We start from the raw sequence: 18657 nt of genomic DNA on the forward strand, positions 1-18657 counted from the left end.
GAAGGTCCGGGCAGCCGTTTGAAGACGGCTTTTTTACCAAGGACCTCGGGTCGAAGAATGTAGGTTTGTTAAACGGTTTGTGTAGGACAACGGAGTTTCGTTATCAGAAACCGGCGTTCCATCCACCCCCCAATGCCTTGTACAGCGCAATGCTGGCTTGAAGACGCGACAGCCGCAGTTGCACATTCAGGTCTTGTGCCGCGTACAGCGTGCGTTGGGTTTCGAGCACCGTCAGCAAGTCTTCCGCGCCCGCTTGGTAACGGCTTTCGGCGATGCGGAAAGCGATCTGGGCCTGTTGCAGTTCTTGGCTTTGCCAGTCGCGTTGCTGATCCAGGCGCGTGATGCTGCTCAGGGACTTTTCCACGTCGGCAAAGCCGTTGATGATGGCGCCGCGATAGGTTTGCAGCAGCTCATCCTGACGGGCGCGGACCTTGTCGCGTTCGGCGCTTAAACGACCATTGTTGAAGATCGGCGCCACCAGGCCCGAGGTCAGGTTGTAGAACGGGCTGCGCAGGAGTTCCTCGGCCTTGTAGGCGCCCGATCCCAGCGTGGTGCCCAAGGTCACCGTGGGCAGCATCGCCGCACGGGCCACCGTGACATTGGCACTGGCCGCAGCAAGCTGCGCTTCGGCCTGGGCCAGGTCGGGGCGGCGGCTCAGCAGTTGGCTGGGCACGCCCGGGCCGATGCTCGGCCAGGTCAGCGCCTGGAACGACTCGGCGCCCAGGTTCAGCGCTTGCACGGGCTGGCCGAGAAGGGCAGCGAGGGTGATCAGCGATTCTTCGGCCACTTGCTGAATCAGCGGCAGTTGGCGTTGCTGGCTCGCCACCAGGCTCTTCTGTTGCGCCAGTTCCAGGGCCGTGGCGGAGCCGGCGTCGTAGCGGGTCTGGACCAGGTCGAGCACATTGCGCGCGTTCGCCAGGTTCAGCTCGGCGATCTGTTGGCGCTGGCGAGCGGCGAGGGTTTGCGCAAAGCGGTCGGCGACGTTGCTGAGCAGCGTCAGCTCGACGGTGGCCTGGTCGAACTCACTGGCGCGCAGGGTCTGCAGGGCACTGTCGCGGGCGGCAGCACGCCCGCCCCAGAAATCCACTTCATAGCTGGCGGTGAGGTTGGCGCCGAAGCTGTCGACGGTCTTATTACTTTCCGTTGCGTCCAGTGAGGAATTGCCGCTGCCGCGCAGCAGTTTTTCGCGGCTGGCGGTGAGGTTGAAATTTACCTCGGGCAACAACGGCGCACCGGCAATCACCGCGCTGGCCTGGGCCTGACGCACGCGCGCCATGGCGGCCGCCACGTCATAGCTGTCGCGCCGGGCCTGGTCGATCAGGCGGTTGAGTTGCGGGCTGCCAAATTGCGTCCACCAACGCTGGTTGGTGGCTTGCGCGGCCTGTCGCTCGGCGTATTGCCACGCGGCGGGCGGCGCGATGCCGCTGTCGACCTGGGGCGGGTGGCCGGTGCAGGCGTTGAGCAACAGGCACAGGCTGAGCAAGGGCAGGTGCGGCGGGATGCATCGTTTATTCACTGGTCAACGCCTTAACCGGATCGAGCCGGGCAGCTTTACGGGCCGGCATGAAGCCGAATACGACACCGGTGACTAACGCACAGCCAAACGCGCCAAACACCGCCCAAAAGGAAAATTGCACCGCCACCTCGGCCAGCACCAGCACGCCGCCTACCAGCAGCGCCAAAGCGATGCCCAACAGCCCGCCAACCACCGAGAGCATCACTGCCTCGGTGAGGAACTGGCGCAGGATGTCGCGCTGGCGCGCGCCGGTGGCCATGCGGATACCAATTTCTCGAGTCCGTTCGCGCACGGTCATCAGCATGATGTTCATCACGCCGATACCGCCCACCAGCAGGGAAATCGCGGCAATCGAGCCGAGCATCAACGACAGGGTGTTCTGCGTGCGCGCCTCGGCCTGAATCATTGCCGCGTTGTTGGTCAACTGGTAGTCGCGCTTGCCGTTGTGCAGCTTGAGCATCAACTGGTCGATGGCCAGTTCGGCCTCATGCACCTTGCGCGCATCGGCGGCGGCAATCGCCACGTATTCGGGGTTGTAGGTGCCGAAGAGGCGCACGCTGGCGGCGGTGTAGGGAATGGCGACACGGTCATCGCTGTCTTTGTTGCCGGAACTGGAGCCTTTTTCAGCCAGCACGCCGATGACCTGGAAAGGCACGTTCTCGATCAGGATGTATTGGCCGATCGGGGTGGCGACGTTTTTGAACAGTTTCTCGCGGATACGGTGGCCGATCACGGCGACGGTGGCGCCGGCGCGCTCGTCAGCCTCGGTGAAGTAGCTGCCCTCGACCACCGGCCAGTTGAAGATCTCCGGGAAGTTGACGTCGTTGCCGCCCACGTAGGCGAGGTAATCCAGATTGCCGAACCGTACACCGGCGTCGCTGCCATTGACCGGCATGATGCGCTTGACCTGGGGCAGCGCCGCCAGGGCCGCGACATCGTTAAGGGTAACGATGCCCAGCGGCGTGCGCGGGTTGGGCGAGGAGCCACTCAGGTAGATGATGTTGGAGCCGAACGCGCCCATCTGCGCCATGACCTGGCGCTTGCTGCCTTCGCCCACCGCCAGCATCACCACCACCGACGCCACGCCGATGATGATGCCCAGCAGTGTCAGCGCGGTGCGGAAGCGGTTGATCCACATCACTCGCCAGGCCGCTTGCACGGCGTCCACCAGTTCGGCTTTCCAGGCACCGTTGTGTTCGGCACCGTCGGCCAGGCGCTGGCGCAGGTCCACGGCTTGCAGCGCGCCGCTGTGGGCGGCGGCGGGCACGTGGGTTTCACGGGTTGCCGAGTCACTGATGATCAGGCCATCACGGATCTCGATGATGCGGTTGGCGCGCGCCGCCACTTCACGGTCGTGGGTAATCAGAATGACCACATGGCCCTGGCCCGCCAGTTCATCCAGCAGCGCCATCACCTCGGCGCCGCTGTGGCTGTCGAGGGCGCCGGTGGGTTCGTCGGCGAGAATGATATGCCCGCCGTTCATCAGGGCGCGGGCAATGGACACGCGTTGTTGCTGGCCGCCGGAGAGCTGATGCGGGCGGTTGCCGGTGCGGTCGGCCAGGCCCAGGCGGGTCAGCAGCGCCTTGGCGCGGGCGTGCCGTTCGGCGGCGCTGATGCCGGCATAGATCGCCGGCATCTCGACGTTTTCCTGAGCCGAGCCCGACGGGATCAGGTGGTAGCCCTGGAACACGAAACCAAAGGCTTCACGGCGCAGCCAGGCCAGTTCGTCGCTGTCCAGGTGCGCGACGTTTTCGCCGGCGAACAGATAGTCGCCCTCGGTGGGGCGATCAAGGCAGCCGAGAATGTTCATCAGCGTGGATTTGCCGGAGCCCGATGCGCCGACGATGGCGACGAATTCCCCGGCATGGATCGACAGGTCGATCCCGCGCAACACGTCGACCTGCGGGCTGTCGCCGCCGCCGTAGGATTTGCGGATGTTCTTGAGTTCGATCAGCGGCGTGGTCAAGTCAACCCCCGTTGCCATCGACCGGGCCGATCAGCAGGTGATCGCCTTCGTTCAAGCCCTCAAGCACTTCGACCCGCAGGCGGTCGCTGATACCCAGGCGCACCGGGCGCTCCTCGATATCGCCGTTTTTGGCCACCACCCGTGCGAACGGCTGGTCGGCGCCGTGGCTGCCCAACAAGGCCGCGACGGGGGCCGTGAGTACGTCCTTGACCTGACTGGCGACGAAAAACACTTGGGTGGTCATTTCGGCCATCAGCGCATTGTCGGCGTTGTCCACATCCAGCAGCACGGTGTAGAGCACCACGCGGCCACTCCCGCTTTTGCTGGCGCTGCTGGGGCTGCCATTGCCCTGACTGGTTTCATTCAGCGGCTTGGGCGGTATCGGCAAGATCTGGCGCACGGTGCTGGTCCAGCGCCGGCTGCCACCGGCGAGGGTGGTGAAATAGGCGCTCATGCCCGGTTTGACGTGGCCGATGTCGGCTTCGGAGACTTCGGCCCACACGGTCATCGGCGATAACTTGGCAATGCGCAGGATCAGCGGCGTCTGTTGCTGGGCGTTGAGGGTCTGGCCGACCCGTGCGTCCACCGCCACCACGGTGCCGCTCATGGGCGCATAGATGCGTGTATAGCCCAATTCCGCCTCGTCGCTGCGCAGGCTGGCCTGGGCCTGGCGGATCTGTGCCTGGAACATCTCGACCCGGGCCTGGGTGGCACTCAGTTCGGCCTTGGCGGTTTGCACGTCTTCTTCGCGAGTGGCGTTGCCGGCGGCCAGGCGCTGTTGACGCTGGTATTTCTGGCGCGCGAGTTCCTGCTGGGCCTTCTGTTCCTGCAGCTGGGCCTTGAGGTTTTCGATGGAGTAGCGACTGGCGTCGAGTTTGGCTTTTTGCGTCGAAGGGTCGATTTCCACCAGCAACTGGCCTTCTTTGACCTGATCCCCGGCCTCGACGTGAATCTCGCGGATCTGCCCGGACGCCTGGGCGCCGACGTCGACATACCGGCGCGGTTGCAGGGTACCCAGCGCCGTGACGCTGTTTTCAATATTGCCGCGGGTGACGGTGACCGTGGACAGCGTATCGCGGCCGGGCGGCAGCACCTGCCAGGCGGCCACCGCAAGGATGGGGATCAGGCACGCGACAGCGAGCAGGGCGCGTCGAGCGGGGCGAGGGCGTTTCATGCGTTGGTTCCAGCCAGGAAGTGAGGGCCGCAGTTGCGGAGGGGCTGAGTGTTATACGAGAAAATTGCCCGCAGATTTAGGCGTTTACATGCACGGAAACAGCGCTATGGAATAAAAAACTCGCGCATTGATGCAAGACTTCTTTAAAAGTAGATGAGAATTACTATAAATTGCACGCACTCAAACTGCCATCATCCATGGCCTGTCTTGTTAAGTACTCAAGGATTTGATGCCGTCGCCCTGACGGCCGGGAGTCATGTTGGAAAACTACTATCGCGAGCTGGTGTGTTTCCTCAACGCCAAGCTGGGCAACCGTCAGGTGGCCGAGGATGTGGTGCATGACGCTTATGTCCGAGTGCTGGAGCGCTCCAGCGACACGCCGATCGAACAACCGCGCGCGTTTTTGTACCGCACCGCGCTGAACCTGGTAATCGATGGTCATCGGCGTAACGCTTTGCGCCAGTCCGAACCCCTGGACGTGCTGGACAGCGAGGAGCGTTTCGCCACCAGTTCACCGCATGCCTGCCACGATCAGGACCAGCGCCTTGAAATGCTCGAGCGTGCCCTGTCCGAGCTGCCGGCCACCTGCCGCGACAGCTTCCTGCTGCGCAAACTCGACGGCCTGTCCCACCTGCAAATCGCCGAACGCCTGAGTATTTCCCGCAGCCTGGTGGAGAAACACATCGTCAACGCCATGAAGCATTGCCGGGTGCGCATGCGCGAGTGGGACGCGCACTGATCAATGATCAGTTAAATTTTATTTCACTGTCCTCGTTTCCTATCAACACATGACCTGTTGTGCAGGTCGTGAAGGTATTCCCGCCCCACCGCCAAGGGGCTTATCCAGAGGACACTGGAATGACACAGGCAATTGCTTCGCCCGCGGTTCACGACCTGATCGGTATCGGTTTCGGCCCTTCGAACCTGGCGTTGGCCATCGCCCTGCAGGAGCGCGAAAAAGCCCAGGGCAAACTGGACGTGCTGTTTCTCGACAAACAGGCCGATTACCGTTGGCACGGCAATACCCTGGTGACCCAGAGCGAACTGCAGATTTCGTTCCTCAAGGACCTGGTGACCTTGCGCAACCCCACCAGCCCTTACTCTTTCGTCAATTACCTCAAGGCCCACGACCGCCTGGTGGACTTCATCAACCTGGGCACTTTTTACCCGTGCCGCATGGAGTACAACGACTACCTGCGCTGGGTCGCGGGGCAGTTCCAGGCCCAGGCGCGCTACGGCGAGGAAGTGCTGGCGATCGAGCCGATCCTGCAACAGCAACACGTTGAAGCACTGCGCGTGATCTCCCGTGACGCGCTGGGCGAACAGCATGTGCGCACCACCCGTTCGGTGGTGGTCAGCGCCGGCGGCACGCCGCGTGTGCCTGAAGCGTTCAAGGCCCTCAAGGATGATGGCCGCGTGTTCCACCATTCCCAATACCTGGCGCGCATGGCCCAGCAGCCGTGTGTTGAAGGCAAGGCGATGCGCATTGCGATCATTGGCGGTGGGCAAAGCGCGGCTGAAGCCTTTATCGACTTGAACGACAGTTTCCCGTCGGTGCAGGTCGACATGATCCTGCGCGGCTCGGCGCTCAAGCCCGCCGACGACAGCCCGTTCGTCAACGAAGTGTTCTCACCGGCGTTTACCGATCTGGTGTTCCAGCAGGTCGGCGCCGAGCGCGAACGCCTGGTGGCCGAGTACCAGAACACCAACTATTCGGTGGTTGACCTGGACCTGATCGAGCGCATCTACGGCATTTTCTATCGCCAGAAAGTCTCCGGTGTCGTCCGCCAGGCGTTCCGCACCATGACTGTGGTCGAGAAAGCCAGCGCCAGCCCGCTGGGCATCGAACTGTCCTTGCGCAACAACGCCAGCGGCGAAACCAGCGTCAGCCACTACGACGCGGTGATCCTGGCCACCGGTTACGAGCGCCAGATGCATCGCGAACTGCTCGCGCCGCTGGAAGCCTATATGGGCGACTTCGAGGTGGCGCGCGACTACCGCATCGTCACCGACGAGCGCTGCAAGGCCGGCATCTATATCCAGGGCTTCAGCCAGGCCAGCCATGGCTTGAGCGATACCTTGCTGTCGGTACTGCCGATTCGGGCGGATGAGATCGCGGCATCGTTGTATGAAAACGATCGCCATCGGGGCAAAGCGCGCTCGGTGCAGGACCTGCTCCTTGCAACTGCGAGCTGATCGAGCACAGTCCTACAGACGGCACTGGCGCCAAGGTTGAGCTACTGGTACTGTACAAAAAACCAGTATCGGTAGCTCTCCATGCAGTTGATCGAAAAACTCAGTATCCTCGCCGACGCCGCCAAGTACGACGCTTCCTGCGCCAGCAGTGGCGCGCCCAAGCGCAGTTCCGAGGGCAAGGCCGGGCTGGGTTCCACCGACGGCATGGGCATCTGCCACAGTTACACCCCGGACGGCCGTTGTGTGTCGTTGCTCAAGGTGTTGCTGACCAATTTCTGTCTTTACGACTGCCAATACTGCGTCAACCGCCGCTCCAGCGACGTGCCGCGTGCGCGTTTCAGCCCGGAGGAGGTGGTCACCCTGACCCTGGATTTCTACCGGCGCAATTGCGTCAGCGGGCTGTTTCTCAGTTCCGGCATTATTCGCTCGGCCGACTACACCATGGAGCAACTGGTCAGGGTCGCCAAGCTGTTGCGCGAAGAGCATGACTTTCGCGGCTACATCCACCTCAAGACCATTCCCGAAGCCGACCCGGCACTGATCGCCGAGGCCGGGCGTTATGCCGATCGGCTCAGCGTGAACATCGAGTTGCCCACCGATGCCAGCCTGCAAACCCTGGCGCCGGAAAAGCAGATCGTTTCAATCAAGCAAGCCATGCAAACCATCTACACCGGTGAGCAAACCGTCCTCAATGAGCCGCGCGCGCCGCGTTTCGCCCCGGCCGGGCAGAGCACGCAGATGATCGTCGGCGCCGACGACACCGACGACAGCACCATCTTGCACGGCGCCGAGGCGCTGTACGGCAACTTCAAGTTGCGCCGCGTCTATTATTCGGCGTTCAGCCCCATCCCCAACAGCCCGAAAAGCGTGCCCCTGGCGGCGCCGCCGCTGATGCGCGAGCACCGTTTGTATCAGGCAGACTTTCTGTTGCGCAGTTACGGTTTCAGCGCCAACGAACTGTTTGAAGGGCCCGGTCACCTGGCGCTGGATATCGACCCCAAGCTGGCCTGGGCGCTGGAGCATCGCGAGGTGTTTCCGCTGGACTTGAATCGCGCCGAACCCACGTTGATTGCGCGCATCCCCGGCATCGGCTTGCGCACCACCCAGCGCCTGGTGGACCTGCGCCGTGAACGCAAAATCCGTTTCGAAGACCTGGCGCGCATGCGCTGCGTGCTGGCCAAGGCCAAGCCGTTTTTCATCACCAGCGACTACCACCCACAACAGGCCGACACCACCAGCGTGTTGCTGCGCGAGCAACTGCGCGACCGCCCGCAGCCTCAGCAAATGGGGTTGTGGGGATGATCAGCCTGGAATGCGACAACCTGTTCAGCACCTGGCGCGAACAGGCGCGCTGGCTGCTCAGCCATCAGGTTGACCCCAGCCAGGTGAGCTGGGGCGAGGCCGAAGTGGCAGACCTGTTTGCCACCGACGAGCCGATTCCTGCGCAGCTTGGGCCGTTTCAGGCGCGCATTCCCAAGGCGCTGTTGGCGCTGTTGGAGTCGGCCGCCTGCTATCACGGCGATCAGCGTTGGAGCTTGCTCTACGAGGTGCTGTGGCGAGTCAGCCATGGCGACCGTACCGCCATGCTGGCCGGGGACAAGCTGGGCAGTGAGTTGCAACGGCGGATCAAGCAGGTGAGTCGCGAAGCTCACCACCTGCACGCATTTGTGCGGTTTATCGCGCTGCCCGCAGAGGCCGGGCCGCAGTTGCCGGAATACGTGGCCTGGCATGAGCCGGCCCACGACATATTGAAATCAGCCAGTCAGCACTTTATCGGGCGCATGGGACGGCATCGCTGGATGATCGCTACGCCGCTGGATGGGGTGTATTACGACGGTCAGCAGTTGATTCATCAACGCGAATGCCCCGAAGCCTGGCAGCAACTGGCGCAAAACGTCGAAGACCCTCACAGCGCCATGTGGCTGACCTACTACAGCCATATCTTCAACCCGGCGCGCTTGAACCCCAAAGTGATGGAAGGGCATTTGCCCAGTCGATTCTGGAAGAACCTGCCGGAGGGCAAGTTGATTCCGGGGTTGATCAGCGAGGCGCGGACGGGCAAGCAGCGCGATGGGCAGGCGAAGCTGATTGGGACCAAGCCGGGCAAGCGAATTTCCAGCGGGCACGGTTAAAACGGCGAGAGGGGGCCGGTACCGGATAGCGGTGTGTCAGTCACCGAATGCAGCTGCAGGCGAATCATCAGGACAGTTTTGTTGTTTGCATGGGTGCACGGGTCCATGGGGGGCTGAGCTGTGGGGGTATTTTGTGCGTTGCGGTGGGGGAATCCCGGCTGAAATAGAGGGGCGGCTCAGCCGGGAAAGCTGAAAAGTAGGGTGGGGCAGCCGGATCGGCTGAGAGGCTTGAAATGCGCTCAAACTGTGGGAGCTGGCTTGCCTGCGATAGCGATAGGTCAGTACTGAATGTTCTGACTGACAGACCGCTATCGCAGGCAAGCCAGCTCCCACATTAGTATGGTGACGGTCGTGACACCCGAGCCAGGAAGGAGAATGCATGTCTACCGCTGTTCGTCTTGCCCAAACCACCGATGCCGAGGGGATCAGCCAGGTCATTCTGGCGGCCTTACACAGCAGCAATGCGCGGGATTACCCGGCGGATGTGATCGCTCGCGTGGCGAGCAATTTTACGCCTGACGCCGTGCTGGCCTTGCTCCAGCGTCGGGTTGTGCTGGTGGCGGTGCAGGGTCAGGTGATCGTCGCCACTGCGGCGCTGGATGCGAATGTGGTGCGCTCGGTATTCGTCAACCCGGCGTTGCAGGGGCAGGGCATTGGCCGGTTGTTGATGATTGAGATCGAACTGCGTGCGCGAGATGCCGGGGTGACGGTCTTGAGCGTGCCGTCTTCGCTGACCGCCGAGCCGTTCTACACCAAGATGGGTTTCCACACGGTGCGCGATGTCTACCACGGTAACGAGCGCACGCTGGTGATGGAGAAGGCGTTGTTGTCCCGTCACCCCATCGGGCCGTATCGCGACCGTCAGCACCGTGCACAAGTGGTGGCTTTGTGGCAGGAGGCGTTTGGGTACGACACCGCGCACAACCTGCCGACGTTGGCGATTGATAAGAAGCTGGCGGTCAACGATGGGTTGTTTTTTGTGGCCACGGATAAAAAGGCTGTGATCGGCAGCATTCTCGCCGGCTACGACGGGCATCGTGGTTGGCTGTATTCGGTGGCGGTGCACAGCGATTATCGCCGGCAGGGCCTGGGGGCTTCGTTGATGCGGTATGCCGAACAGGCGTTGACTGCACTGGGGTGCATGAAGATCAATTTGCAGATTACGGGCGGCAATGATGCGGTGGTGGGGTTTTATGAGGCGCTGGGGTATGGGGTGGAGCCGAGAATCAGCATGGGCAAGAAAATAGCCGTGAATATCCCGCCGCAGACCTGAACACACCGTCGCGCAAATGTGCGAGCGGGCTTGCCCGCGATGGCGGTCTATCAGTCAACGTGTTCAGTCACTGATAGACCGCTATCGCAGGCAAGCCAGCTCCCACATGGGTTGTGTGGGGCTGGCTTTTGGGCTTAGACCTTGACGATCCAGCCTTCTGGCGCTTCGACGTCGCCGGTTTGCACGCCGGTCAGCTCTTTGTAGAGCTGCTGGGTGATCGGGCCGACTTCGGTCTCGCTGTGGAACACGTGCAGCTTGCCGTTGTACTGGATGCCGCCGATCGGCGAGATCACGGCGGCTGTGCCGCAGGCACCGGCTTCCTTGAACTGATCCAGTTTGTCGATGAACACTTCGCCCTCGACTACTTTCAGGCCCAGGCGCGACTGGGCCAGCTCGATCAGCGACAGGCGGGTGATGCCCGGCAGCACCGAAGGTGACTTCGGCGTGATGAACTGGTTGTCGTGAGTGATCCCGAAGAAGTTGGCCGAGCCGACTTCTTCGATCTTCGAATGGGTCATCGGGTCCAGGTAGATCGCATCGGCGAAACCGGATTTTTTCGCTTCGGCACCCGGCATCAGGCTGGCAGCGTAGTTGCCACCCACTTTGGCAGCGCCGGTGCCTTGTGGCGCGGCGCGGTCGAAAGTGGAGATCTGGAAGTTGTGCGGCACCAGGCCGCCTTTGAAATAGGCGCCGACCGGGATGGCGAAGACCGAGAAGATGAACTCCGGCGCGGTACGCACGCCGATGTTGTCACCGGTGCCGATCACGAACGGGCGCAGGTACAGCGCGCCGCCGCTGCCGTACGGCGGGATGAACCGCTCGTTGGCCTTGACCACTTGCTTGCACGCTTGGATGAAGTCGTCGGTCGACACGTGCGGCATCAGCAGGCGTGCACAGCTGCGCTGCATGCGCGCGGCGTTCTGGTCAGGGCGGAACAGGTTGATCGAACCGTCCTTGCAACGATAGGCCTTGAGGCCTTCAAAGCATTGCTGGCCATAATGCAGGGCCGTGGAGCCCTCGCTGATGTGCAGCACGTTGTCGTCGGTCAGGGTGCCTTCTTGCCATTCGCCGTTTTTCCAGACCTGGAGAAACCGCTTGTCGGTCTTGATGTAGTCAAAACCCAGCTTGTCCCAATTGATGCTTTCGTTACCCATGACACCCTCTATCTCTGGTCAACCGCCTGGTCGAAGGCAGGCGTATCGGTTTTTTCTGGATGGGCGCAACAATACTGCATTATTGGCCGGTGTGGGAGCAGGTGGGTGGGCCGTTCAGCATGTGTGTTGGCTGATCCGCCGTTATCGCAGGCAAGCCGGCTCCCACATTTGGAATGCATTCCCCTGTGGGAGCCGGGCTTGCCCGCGATAGCCTCACCGCGGATTTACAGGTGCAGCGCGTGGCCCAAGGCTCTTAGGGCCGCTTCTTGTACAGCTTCGCCGAGCGTCGGGTGGGCGTGGATGGTGCCGGCCACATCTTCCAGACGCGCGCCCATTTCCAGGCTCAAGCCGAAGGCGGTGGACAGCTCGGAGACGCCCACGCCTACGGCCTGCCAGCCGACAATCAGGTGGTTGTCACGCCGCGCAACCACACGCACAAAGCCGGTTTTCGACTCCAGCGTCATCGCCCGGCCATTGGCGGCGAACGGGAAGCTCGACACGATGCAGTCCAGGCCCGCGGCCTTGGCTTCGTCCGGGGTCTTGCCAACCACCACCAGTTCCGGGTCGGTAAAGCACACCGCCGGGATCGCCGCCGGGTTGAATTCGCGGGATTTACCGCTGATCAGTTCGGCCACCATCTCGCCCTGAGCCATGGCGCGGTGGGCCAGCATCGGCTCGCCGCTCAGGTCGCCGATCGCCCACACGTTGCGCATGCTGGTCTGGCAACGGCTGTCGATCCTGATCGCTGAACCGTTCATGTCCAGGTTCAGCGCTTCCAGGTTCCAGCCCTGGGTATTGGGTGTGCGACCCACAGCCACCAGCACCTGATCGGTTTCCAGCGACAAGGTATCGCCATTGGGATCGCGCACTTGCAGGCACTGGTTCTCAAAACCGGTGACGCTGTGTTTCAGGTACAGCTTCACGCCCAGTTGCTTGAGGGATTCTGCCACCGGCAATGTCAGCTCGGCGTCATAGGCGGGCAGGATATGTTCCTGCGCCTCGACCACACTGACCTCGGCGCCAAGCTTGCGGTAGGCAATGCCCAGCTCCAGCCCGATATAGCCGCCGCCCACCACAATCAGACGCTTGGGCACATGCGTAGGCGCCAGGGCTTCGGTGGAGGAAATGATCGGCCCGCCAATCGGCAGCATCGGCAGGTTGACGCTCTTCGATCCGGTGGCCAGCAGCAGGTGTTCGCATTGGATACGCTGGTCGCCGACGTCGACCGTCTTGCCATCGACCACCTTGGCCCAACCGTGGATCACTTGCACTTTGTGTTTTTTCAGCAGGGCGGCGACGCCTGTGGTCAGGCGATCGACAATGCCGTCTTTCCATTCCACGCTCTTGCGGATATCCAGCGTCGGCACGTCGACTTCGATGCCCAACTGCGAACCCTGGCTGTGGTGCACGGTTTGCTGAAATTGCTCAGCCACGTGAATCAAGGCTTTGGACGGAATGCAGCCGATGTTCAGGCAAGTGCCGCCCAGCGCCTGGCCTTCGACCAGAATGGTTGGGATACCCAACTGGCCAGCGCGAATCGCCGCGACGTAACCGCCAGGGCCGCCACCGATGATCAGTAGCGTGGTGTGTAATGTCTGGGACATGCCTTACTCCAAAAACAGGCTGGCGGGTTGTTCGAGCAGGCCGCGAATGGCCTGGATGAATTGCGCCGCGTCCATGCCGTCGACCACGCGGTGATCAAAGGAGCTGGAGAGGTTCATCATCTTGCGGATCACGATCTGGCCCTTGATCACCATCGGCCGCTCAACGATGCGGTTGACGCCGACGATGGCCACTTCCGGCAGGTTCAGCACCGGCGTGCTGACGATGCCGCCCAAGGCGCCGAGGCTGGTCAGGGTAATGGTCGAACCCGACAGCTCGTCGCGACTGGCCTTGCCATTGCGCGCGGCGGTGGCCAAACGCGCGATTTCCTCGGCATTGCCCCACAGGCTGCGCGCTTCGGCGTGACGCACCACTGGCACCATCAGGCCGACGTCGCTCTGGGTGGCAACGCCCACATGCACCGCACCAAGGCGGGTGATGACTTGGGCTTCGTCGTCATACCGCGCGTTGATCTGCGGAAAATCGCGCAACGCCACGACCATGGCGCGCACGATAAACGGCAGCAGGGTCAGCTTGCCGCGCGTGGCACCGTGCTTCTCGTTGAGGTGCACGCGCAACTCGTCGAGGGCAGTGACGTCGATTTCTTCCACGTAGCTGAAATGCGCGGCGCGCCGGGTGGCGTCCTGCATGCGCTGGGCAATCTTGCGGCGCATGCCGATCACCGGGATGTGTTCTTCGTCGGTGCGTTCGGCATAGGGGTTGGCAGCGGTTTTATTTTGCGCCGGACGCTGGAGCAAGAAAGCCTCCAGATCTTCGTGCAAAATCCGGCCCGCCGGACCAGTGCCCTGCACCAGGCGTAGCTGGATGCCAGCATCCAAGGCATGTTTGCGCACGGCAGGGGAGGCCAGTGGGCGCTCGTCAGCTTCACGGGCCACGTGTGGTTGAGCTGCAACCACGGGCGCGGGCGCGGGCTTGCTTGGCGCTGGCGCGGGTTTGGCTTCAGCAACCGCAGCTGGCGCAGGTGCAGGCGCAGCGTTTGCCGGTGTAGCCACCGCCGGTACATCCTTGGCGTTACCCGCGCCTTCCACTTCAATGCTGATCAAAATACTGCCCACGGCCATGACTTCACCCGGCTCGCCGCCGAGGGAAATCACTTTGCCGTGCACCGGCGAGGGAATGTCCACCATCGCCTTATCGGTCATCACATCCGCCAACACCTGGTCTTCAACCACCAGGTCGCCGACTTTTACGTGCCATACCGACAGTTCAACTTCTGCGATGCCTTCGCCGATGTCCGGCATCTTGATAACGTGCGTGCCCATTCAGACCTCCATGACCCGTTTCAACGCCGCGCCCACACGGGACGGCCCTGGGAAATACGCCCACTCTTGCGCGTGCGGGTAGGGGGTGTCCCAGCCGGTGACGCGTTCGATCGGCGCTTCCAGGTGGTGGAAGCAATGCTCTTGCACCAGCGCCACCAACTCGGCGCCAAAGCCGCAGGTGCGCGTGGCTTCGTGCACCACCACGCAACGGCCGGTTTTTTTCACCGACTTGACGATGGTTTCCAGGTCCAGCGGCCACAGGCTGCGCAGGTCGATGACCTCAGCGTCGATACCGGTTTCTTCGGCGGCGACTTGCGACACATACACGGTGGTGCCGTAGGTCAGCACGGTGACGGCCGAGCCCGGACGCACGATGGCGGCGACGTCCAGCGGCACGGTGTAGTAACCGTCCGGCACTTGTGCTTGCGGGTGTTTCGACCACGGCGTTACCGGGCGGTCGTGGTGGCCGTCGAACGGGCCGTTGTACAGGCGTTTGGGCTCGAGGAAGATCACCGGGTCATCGTTTTCAATCGAGGCAATCAGCAGGCCTTTGGCGTCATACGGGTTGGACGGCATCACCGTGCGCAGGCCGCAGACCTGGGTGAACACCGCTTCGATACTCTGGCTGTGGGTCTGGCCGCCATAGATGCCGCCGCCGCAGGGCATGCGCATGGTCAGCGGCGCAGTGAACTGGCCGGCCGAGCGATAACGCAGGCGCGCAGCTTCGGAGATGATCTGGTCGGTCGCGGGGTAGACGTAGTCGGCGAACTGGATTTCTGCCACCGGGCGCAGGCCGTAGGCACCCATGCCCACAGCCACACCGACAATGCCGCTTTCGGAGATCGGCGCGTCGAATACCCGCGAGCTGCCGTACTTGTTCTGCAAGCCCTCGGTGCAACGGAACACACCGCCGAAGTAACCGACGTCCTGGCCGAATACCACCACGTTATCGTCACGCTCAAGCATCACATCCATGGCCGAGCGCAAGGCCTGGATCATGGTCATGGTGGTGGTGGTCATGGCGGTTTCCACTTCGATACGGTTGTTGTGATCGTTCATGGTCAGATCCCCAACTCTTGACGCTGGCGCTTCAAGTGCTCCGGCATCTCTTTATAAACGTCTTCGAACATGGTGGCGGCGCTTGGAATCTGGCCGCCGGCGAGGGTGCCGTACTGTTCGGCTTCTTTTTGCGCCTTGACCACCTCGGCCTCAAGTTCGGCACTGACCGCCGCATGTTCCTCTTCGGACCACTGGCCAATCTTGATCAAGTGCTGCTTGAGGCGCGTAATCGGGTCGCCGAGCGGGAAGTGGCTCCAGTCATCGGCGGGGCGGTATTTGGACGGATCATCCGAGGTCGAGTGCGGACCAGCACGGTAGGTGACCCATTCGATCAGCGTCGGCCCGAGGTTACGGCGTGCACGCTCGGCCGCCCAGGCGGAGGCGGCGTACACGGCGATAAAGTCGTTGCCGTCCACGCGCAGGGAGGCGATACCGCAACCCACACCGCGTCCGGCGAAGGTGGTGGCTTCACCGCCAGCAATGGCCTGGAAGGTGGAAATGGCCCACTGGTTGTTGACCACGTTGAGAATCACCGGCGCACGGTAGACGTGGGCGAAGGTGAGGGCGGTGTGGAAGTCGGATTCGGCGGTGGCGCCGTCGCCGATCCAGGCCGAGGCGATTTTGGTGTCGCCCTTGATCGCCGAGGCCATGCCCCAGCCCACACCTTGTACGAATTGGGTGGCGAGGTTGCCGGAAATAGTGAAGAAGCCAGCGTCCTTGACCGAGTACATGATGGGCAACTGGCGGCCCTTGAGCGGGTCGCGCTCGTTGGACAGCAGTTGGCAGATCAAGTCCACCAGCGGCACTTCGCGCGCCATCAGAATGCTTTGCTGGCGGTAGGTGGGGAAGCACATGTCGTCGATGTTCAGGGCCAGGGCCTGGGCGCTGCCGATGGCCTCTTCGCCGAGGCTTTGCATGTAGAACGACATTTTTTTCTGCCGCTGGGCGACCACCATGCGGTTGTCGAAGATCCGCGTCTTGAGCATGGCGCGCATGCCTTTGCGCAGGATCTCGACAGGAACGCCTTCGGCCCACGGGCCAAGGGCCTGGCCTTGGTCGTCGAGCACGCGAATCAGGCCCTTGGCCAGGTCAGCGGTGTCGGCGGGTTCTACGTCAATGGGGGGTTTGCGCACCAGGCCGGCGTCGGTCAGACGCAGGTAGGTAAAGTCGGTCTTGCAGCCTGGGCGTCCCGAGGGTTCGGGAACGTGCAGGCGCAGTGGTTCGTACTGCTGGGTCATGGCTTTCTACGCTCTATCTTGTGAATTTCTTGTAGTGGGCGCGCTAGCTGACAGTCCGTCTCCGGGTAGGAGAAATCTTGTCCTACAACAATCATAGGCGTGGCGTAGAAGAATATTTATCTCTGTTTCGTTGCGCTCGCGATCATTTGCGGATAAAAAAACTGCATAAACATAATAAACAGGTGATTTTGTCTCATGCGCAAACTGGACCGTACCGATATCGGCATTCTCAACGCCCTGCAGGAGAACGCGCGCATCACTAACGCCGACCTGGCCCGCTCGGTCAACCTGTCACCCACACCGTGTTTCAACCGGGTCAAGGCAATGGAAGAGTTGGGCCTGATTCGCGATCAGGTCACGCTGCTCGATGCCGATTTGCTCGGGCTGCATGTCAACGTGTTTATTCATGTGAGCCTGGAAAAGCAGAACGAGCTGGCGCTGCAGCAGTTCGAAGGCGCGATCTCGGACCGCCCGGAAGTGATGGAGTGTTACCTGATGGCCGGTGATCCGGACTACCTGATCCGCGTGCTGGTGCCGACGATCCAGTCGCTGGAGCGCTTCATGATGGACTTTTTGACCAAAGTGCCCGGCGTCGCGAATATCCGCTCCAGCTTTGCGCTCAAGCAAGTGCGCTACAAGACGGCGCTGCCTTTACCCGCCAATGGCATCAACCTCGGCACATGACCTCAGCCGCGCCGCTGTAAAAAAGTGGGCGCGAGCAAGCCCGCTCCCACGTTTAGATCCTCTTTCAGAGTTGGTTAAGCGGAATCTTCAGGTAAGTCACCCCATTCCCCTCGGCAGGCGGCATATGCCCCGCCCTCACATTCACCTGAATCGCCGGCAACAACAGCGTCGGCATCCCCAGCCCGGCATCACGTTTCGTGCGCATCGCAACAAACGTCGCCTCATCCACCCCGTCATGCACATGAATATTGCCCGCGCGCTGTTCCGCGACTGTGGTCAGGCACTTGGCCTCGCGGCCTTCAGGTGGGTAGTCATGACACACGTACAGTTCGGTTTCCAAAGGAAAGGCCAGCAACTTACGCATCGACGCATACAACTGCCGCGCATCGCCACCCGGGAAATCGCAGCGCGCCGTGCCCACGTCCGGCATGAACAGTGTGTCACCCACCAGAATCAAGCGGTCGTCGATCAAGTAGGCCATGTCCGCCGGGGTATGCCCGGGCACATGCAGCGCCTGCGCTTTCAGGTTGCCGATATGAAAGACCTCATCGGGCGCAAACAAATGGTCGAACTGCGAGCCATCGACGCGAAATTCCGGCTCCAGGTTGAACAGGTTCTTGAACACGTCCTGGACCTTGCTGATCGACTGACCAATGGCGATCTTGCCGCCCAGCGTACGGCGCAGGTACGGCGCGGCAGACAAGTGATCGGCATGCGCATGGGTTTCCAGCAGCCATTGCACCTGCAGGCCGTGCGCACGCACAAACGCGATGACTTTGTCGGCCTGGGCCGTGTCGGTGCGCCCGGAGGCCGGGTCGTAGTTGAGCACCGAGTCGACGATGGCACATGGGCCGCCGTCCGTTTCATGGATGACGTAGGTGAAGGTCGACGATGCCTCGTCCAGAAAAGCGTGAATCAACGCTGGCATGGCGGCTGTCCCTGTTGAGGAAGAAAAACGGTGAAGAAAAAAGTCGTTACAATCAGTTTACGTTTACACATAATGTTTTGAGCTTAAGTGACGTAAAGGACTCGAAGCAAATGGAATCTACTCTGAGTGAGGGCGAAGTCGCCCAGTTGCGCGCATCGGCGTCCAAGGCCTGCTCCTTGCTCAAGGCGTTGGCCAACGAGGACCGTTTGTTGATCCTGTGCCAATTGACCCAGGGCGAGCGCAACGTGGGTGAACTGGAAGCGCTGACCGGCGTGCGCCAGCCCACGCTGTCTCAACAGTTGGGCATCCTGCGTGACGAAGGGTTGGTCGCCACCCGTCGGGAAGGCAAATACATTTTCTACGGGCTGGCCAGCCATGAAGTGATTCAAGTGATGAAAACCCTGTCCGGGCTGTACTGCGGCGCGGTCATGAAAAGCTGGGCGTGACGCCAT

16 protein-coding genes are annotated in these 18657 nt (G+C 61.9%); 7 read left to right on the forward strand and 9 right to left on the reverse strand.

Going from position 1 to position 18657, the window contains the following annotated elements; translation table 11 throughout:
• Positions 1-103: 103 nt before the first annotated feature.
• From AC19YS_RS13140 to AC19YS_RS13150, 3 genes are read right to left on the reverse strand one after another with little or no spacing between them, the layout of a single operon-like run.
• Positions 104-1516 (reverse strand): efflux transporter outer membrane subunit, encoded by a 1413-nt coding sequence (locus AC19YS_RS13140; RefSeq protein WP_500601892.1) that lies wholly within the window; start codon positions 1514-1516, stop codon positions 104-106.
• Positions 1509-3500, reverse strand: a complete 1992-nt coding sequence (locus tag AC19YS_RS13145; RefSeq protein WP_500601894.1) for a MacB family efflux pump subunit — start codon at positions 3498-3500, stop codon at positions 1509-1511. The genes AC19YS_RS13140 and AC19YS_RS13145 overlap by 8 nt, the downstream gene beginning before the upstream one ends.
• Complete coding sequence (locus AC19YS_RS13150; protein WP_500601896.1) at positions 3484-4656, reverse strand: efflux RND transporter periplasmic adaptor subunit; 1173 nt, start codon at positions 4654-4656, stop codon at positions 3484-3486. Before AC19YS_RS13150 ends, AC19YS_RS13145 begins: the two co-directional genes overlap by 17 nt.
• 256 nt (positions 4657-4912) lie before the next feature.
• Here AC19YS_RS13150 and AC19YS_RS13155 point away from each other — a divergent pair, with 256 nt between their 5' ends.
• The 5 genes from AC19YS_RS13155 (at position 4913) to AC19YS_RS13175 (ending at position 10257) form a co-directional block, all read left to right on the forward strand.
• Positions 4913-5395 carry a sigma-70 family RNA polymerase sigma factor gene (locus AC19YS_RS13155; RefSeq protein WP_106578885.1) on the forward strand — a complete coding sequence of 161 codons (483 nt, stop codon included), beginning with the start codon at positions 4913-4915 and terminating at the stop codon, positions 5393-5395.
• A 119-nt stretch (positions 5396-5514) separates the two neighbouring features.
• On the forward strand, positions 5515-6852 hold the full coding sequence (locus AC19YS_RS13160; RefSeq protein WP_500601898.1) for a lysine N(6)-hydroxylase/L-ornithine N(5)-oxygenase family protein: 1338 nt from the start codon (positions 5515-5517) through the stop codon (positions 6850-6852).
• Positions 6853-6933: 81 nt separating this feature from the next.
• Positions 6934-8154: a putative DNA modification/repair radical SAM protein gene (locus AC19YS_RS13165; protein WP_106578883.1), complete on the forward strand. Its 1221-nt coding sequence runs from the start codon at positions 6934-6936 to the stop codon at positions 8152-8154.
• On the forward strand, positions 8151-8984 hold the full coding sequence (locus AC19YS_RS13170) for a TIGR03915 family putative DNA repair protein (RefSeq protein ID WP_179608956.1): 834 nt from the start codon (positions 8151-8153) through the stop codon (positions 8982-8984). The genes AC19YS_RS13165 and AC19YS_RS13170 overlap by 4 nt, the downstream gene beginning before the upstream one ends.
• A 379-nt stretch (positions 8985-9363) precedes the next feature.
• Entirely contained in the window at positions 9364-10257 is an 894-nt protein-coding gene (locus AC19YS_RS13175; protein ID WP_500601900.1) for a GNAT family acetyltransferase, read from the forward strand.
• A gap of 134 nt (positions 10258-10391) precedes the next feature.
• Here the strand turns inward: AC19YS_RS13175 and AC19YS_RS13180 are convergent, their stop codons facing one another.
• The 5 genes from AC19YS_RS13180 to AC19YS_RS13200 form a co-directional block, all read right to left on the reverse strand.
• Positions 10392-11411 (reverse strand): branched-chain amino acid aminotransferase, encoded by a 1020-nt coding sequence (locus AC19YS_RS13180; RefSeq protein ID WP_124417951.1) that lies wholly within the window; start codon positions 11409-11411, stop codon positions 10392-10394.
• A 224-nt stretch (positions 11412-11635) separates the two neighbouring features.
• A complete protein-coding gene (lpdA, locus tag AC19YS_RS13185; protein WP_124417950.1) occupies positions 11636-13015 on the reverse strand; it encodes a dihydrolipoyl dehydrogenase in 1380 nt (459 codons plus the stop codon).
• A 3-nt stretch (positions 13016-13018) separates the two neighbouring features.
• Entirely contained in the window at positions 13019-14296 is a 1278-nt protein-coding gene (locus tag AC19YS_RS13190; protein WP_500601901.1) for a dihydrolipoamide acetyltransferase family protein, read from the reverse strand.
• On the reverse strand, positions 14297-15355 hold the full coding sequence (locus AC19YS_RS13195; protein WP_169367151.1) for an alpha-ketoacid dehydrogenase subunit beta: 1059 nt from the start codon (positions 15353-15355) through the stop codon (positions 14297-14299).
• A 2-nt stretch (positions 15356-15357) separates the two neighbouring features.
• Complete coding sequence (locus AC19YS_RS13200) at positions 15358-16593, reverse strand: 3-methyl-2-oxobutanoate dehydrogenase (2-methylpropanoyl-transferring) subunit alpha (RefSeq protein ID WP_500601903.1); 1236 nt, start codon at positions 16591-16593, stop codon at positions 15358-15360.
• Positions 16594-16788: 195 nt separating this feature from the next.
• Here AC19YS_RS13200 and bkdR point away from each other — a divergent pair, with 195 nt between their 5' ends.
• Positions 16789-17277, forward strand: a complete 489-nt coding sequence (gene bkdR, locus AC19YS_RS13205; protein WP_078743488.1) for a Bkd operon transcriptional regulator BkdR — start codon at positions 16789-16791, stop codon at positions 17275-17277.
• 64 nt (positions 17278-17341) lie between these two features.
• On the opposite strand, the gene AC19YS_RS13210 is transcribed toward bkdR, so the two are convergent.
• Entirely contained in the window at positions 17342-18205 is an 864-nt protein-coding gene (locus tag AC19YS_RS13210) for an MBL fold metallo-hydrolase (RefSeq protein ID WP_200624455.1), read from the reverse strand.
• A 110-nt stretch (positions 18206-18315) separates the two neighbouring features.
• Between AC19YS_RS13210 and AC19YS_RS13215 the strand changes: the two genes are divergently transcribed.
• Entirely contained in the window at positions 18316-18651 is a 336-nt protein-coding gene (locus AC19YS_RS13215) for an ArsR/SmtB family transcription factor (protein ID WP_016974127.1), read from the forward strand.
• Positions 18652-18657: the final 6 nt, after the last annotated feature.

Source organism: Pseudomonas sp. MF08831, assembly GCF_059862645.1.

What these genes read in the sequence shown, in the direction of transcription:
- AC19YS_RS13145 (WP_500601894.1), bottom strand. Translation starts at nt 3,500, where the DNA reads ATGGCAACGGGGGTTGACTTGACCACGCCGCTGATCGAACTCAAGAAC.
- AC19YS_RS13150 (WP_500601896.1), bottom strand. Translation starts at nt 4,656, where the DNA reads ATGAAACGCCCTCGCCCCGCTCGACGCGCCCTGCTCGCTGTCGCGTGC.
- AC19YS_RS13155 (WP_106578885.1), top strand. Translation starts at nt 4,913, where the DNA reads ATGTTGGAAAACTACTATCGCGAGCTGGTGTGTTTCCTCAACGCCAAG.
- AC19YS_RS13160 (WP_500601898.1), top strand. Translation starts at nt 5,515, where the DNA reads ATGACACAGGCAATTGCTTCGCCCGCGGTTCACGACCTGATCGGTATC.
- AC19YS_RS13165 (WP_106578883.1), top strand. Translation starts at nt 6,934, where the DNA reads ATGCAGTTGATCGAAAAACTCAGTATCCTCGCCGACGCCGCCAAGTAC.
- AC19YS_RS13170 (WP_179608956.1), top strand. Translation starts at nt 8,151, where the DNA reads ATGATCAGCCTGGAATGCGACAACCTGTTCAGCACCTGGCGCGAACAG.
- AC19YS_RS13175 (WP_500601900.1), top strand. Translation starts at nt 9,364, where the DNA reads ATGTCTACCGCTGTTCGTCTTGCCCAAACCACCGATGCCGAGGGGATC.
- AC19YS_RS13180 (WP_124417951.1), bottom strand. Translation starts at nt 11,411, where the DNA reads ATGGGTAACGAAAGCATCAATTGGGACAAGCTGGGTTTTGACTACATC.
- lpdA (WP_124417950.1), bottom strand. Translation starts at nt 13,015, where the DNA reads ATGTCCCAGACATTACACACCACGCTACTGATCATCGGTGGCGGCCCT.
- AC19YS_RS13190 (WP_500601901.1), bottom strand. Translation starts at nt 14,296, where the DNA reads ATGGGCACGCACGTTATCAAGATGCCGGACATCGGCGAAGGCATCGCA.
- AC19YS_RS13195 (WP_169367151.1), bottom strand. Translation starts at nt 15,355, where the DNA reads ATGAACGATCACAACAACCGTATCGAAGTGGAAACCGCCATGACCACC.
- AC19YS_RS13200 (WP_500601903.1), bottom strand. Translation starts at nt 16,593, where the DNA reads ATGACCCAGCAGTACGAACCACTGCGCCTGCACGTTCCCGAACCCTCG.
- bkdR (WP_078743488.1), top strand. Translation starts at nt 16,789, where the DNA reads ATGCGCAAACTGGACCGTACCGATATCGGCATTCTCAACGCCCTGCAG.
- AC19YS_RS13210 (WP_200624455.1), bottom strand. Translation starts at nt 18,205, where the DNA reads ATGCCAGCGTTGATTCACGCTTTTCTGGACGAGGCATCGTCGACCTTC.
- AC19YS_RS13215 (WP_016974127.1), top strand. Translation starts at nt 18,316, where the DNA reads ATGGAATCTACTCTGAGTGAGGGCGAAGTCGCCCAGTTGCGCGCATCG.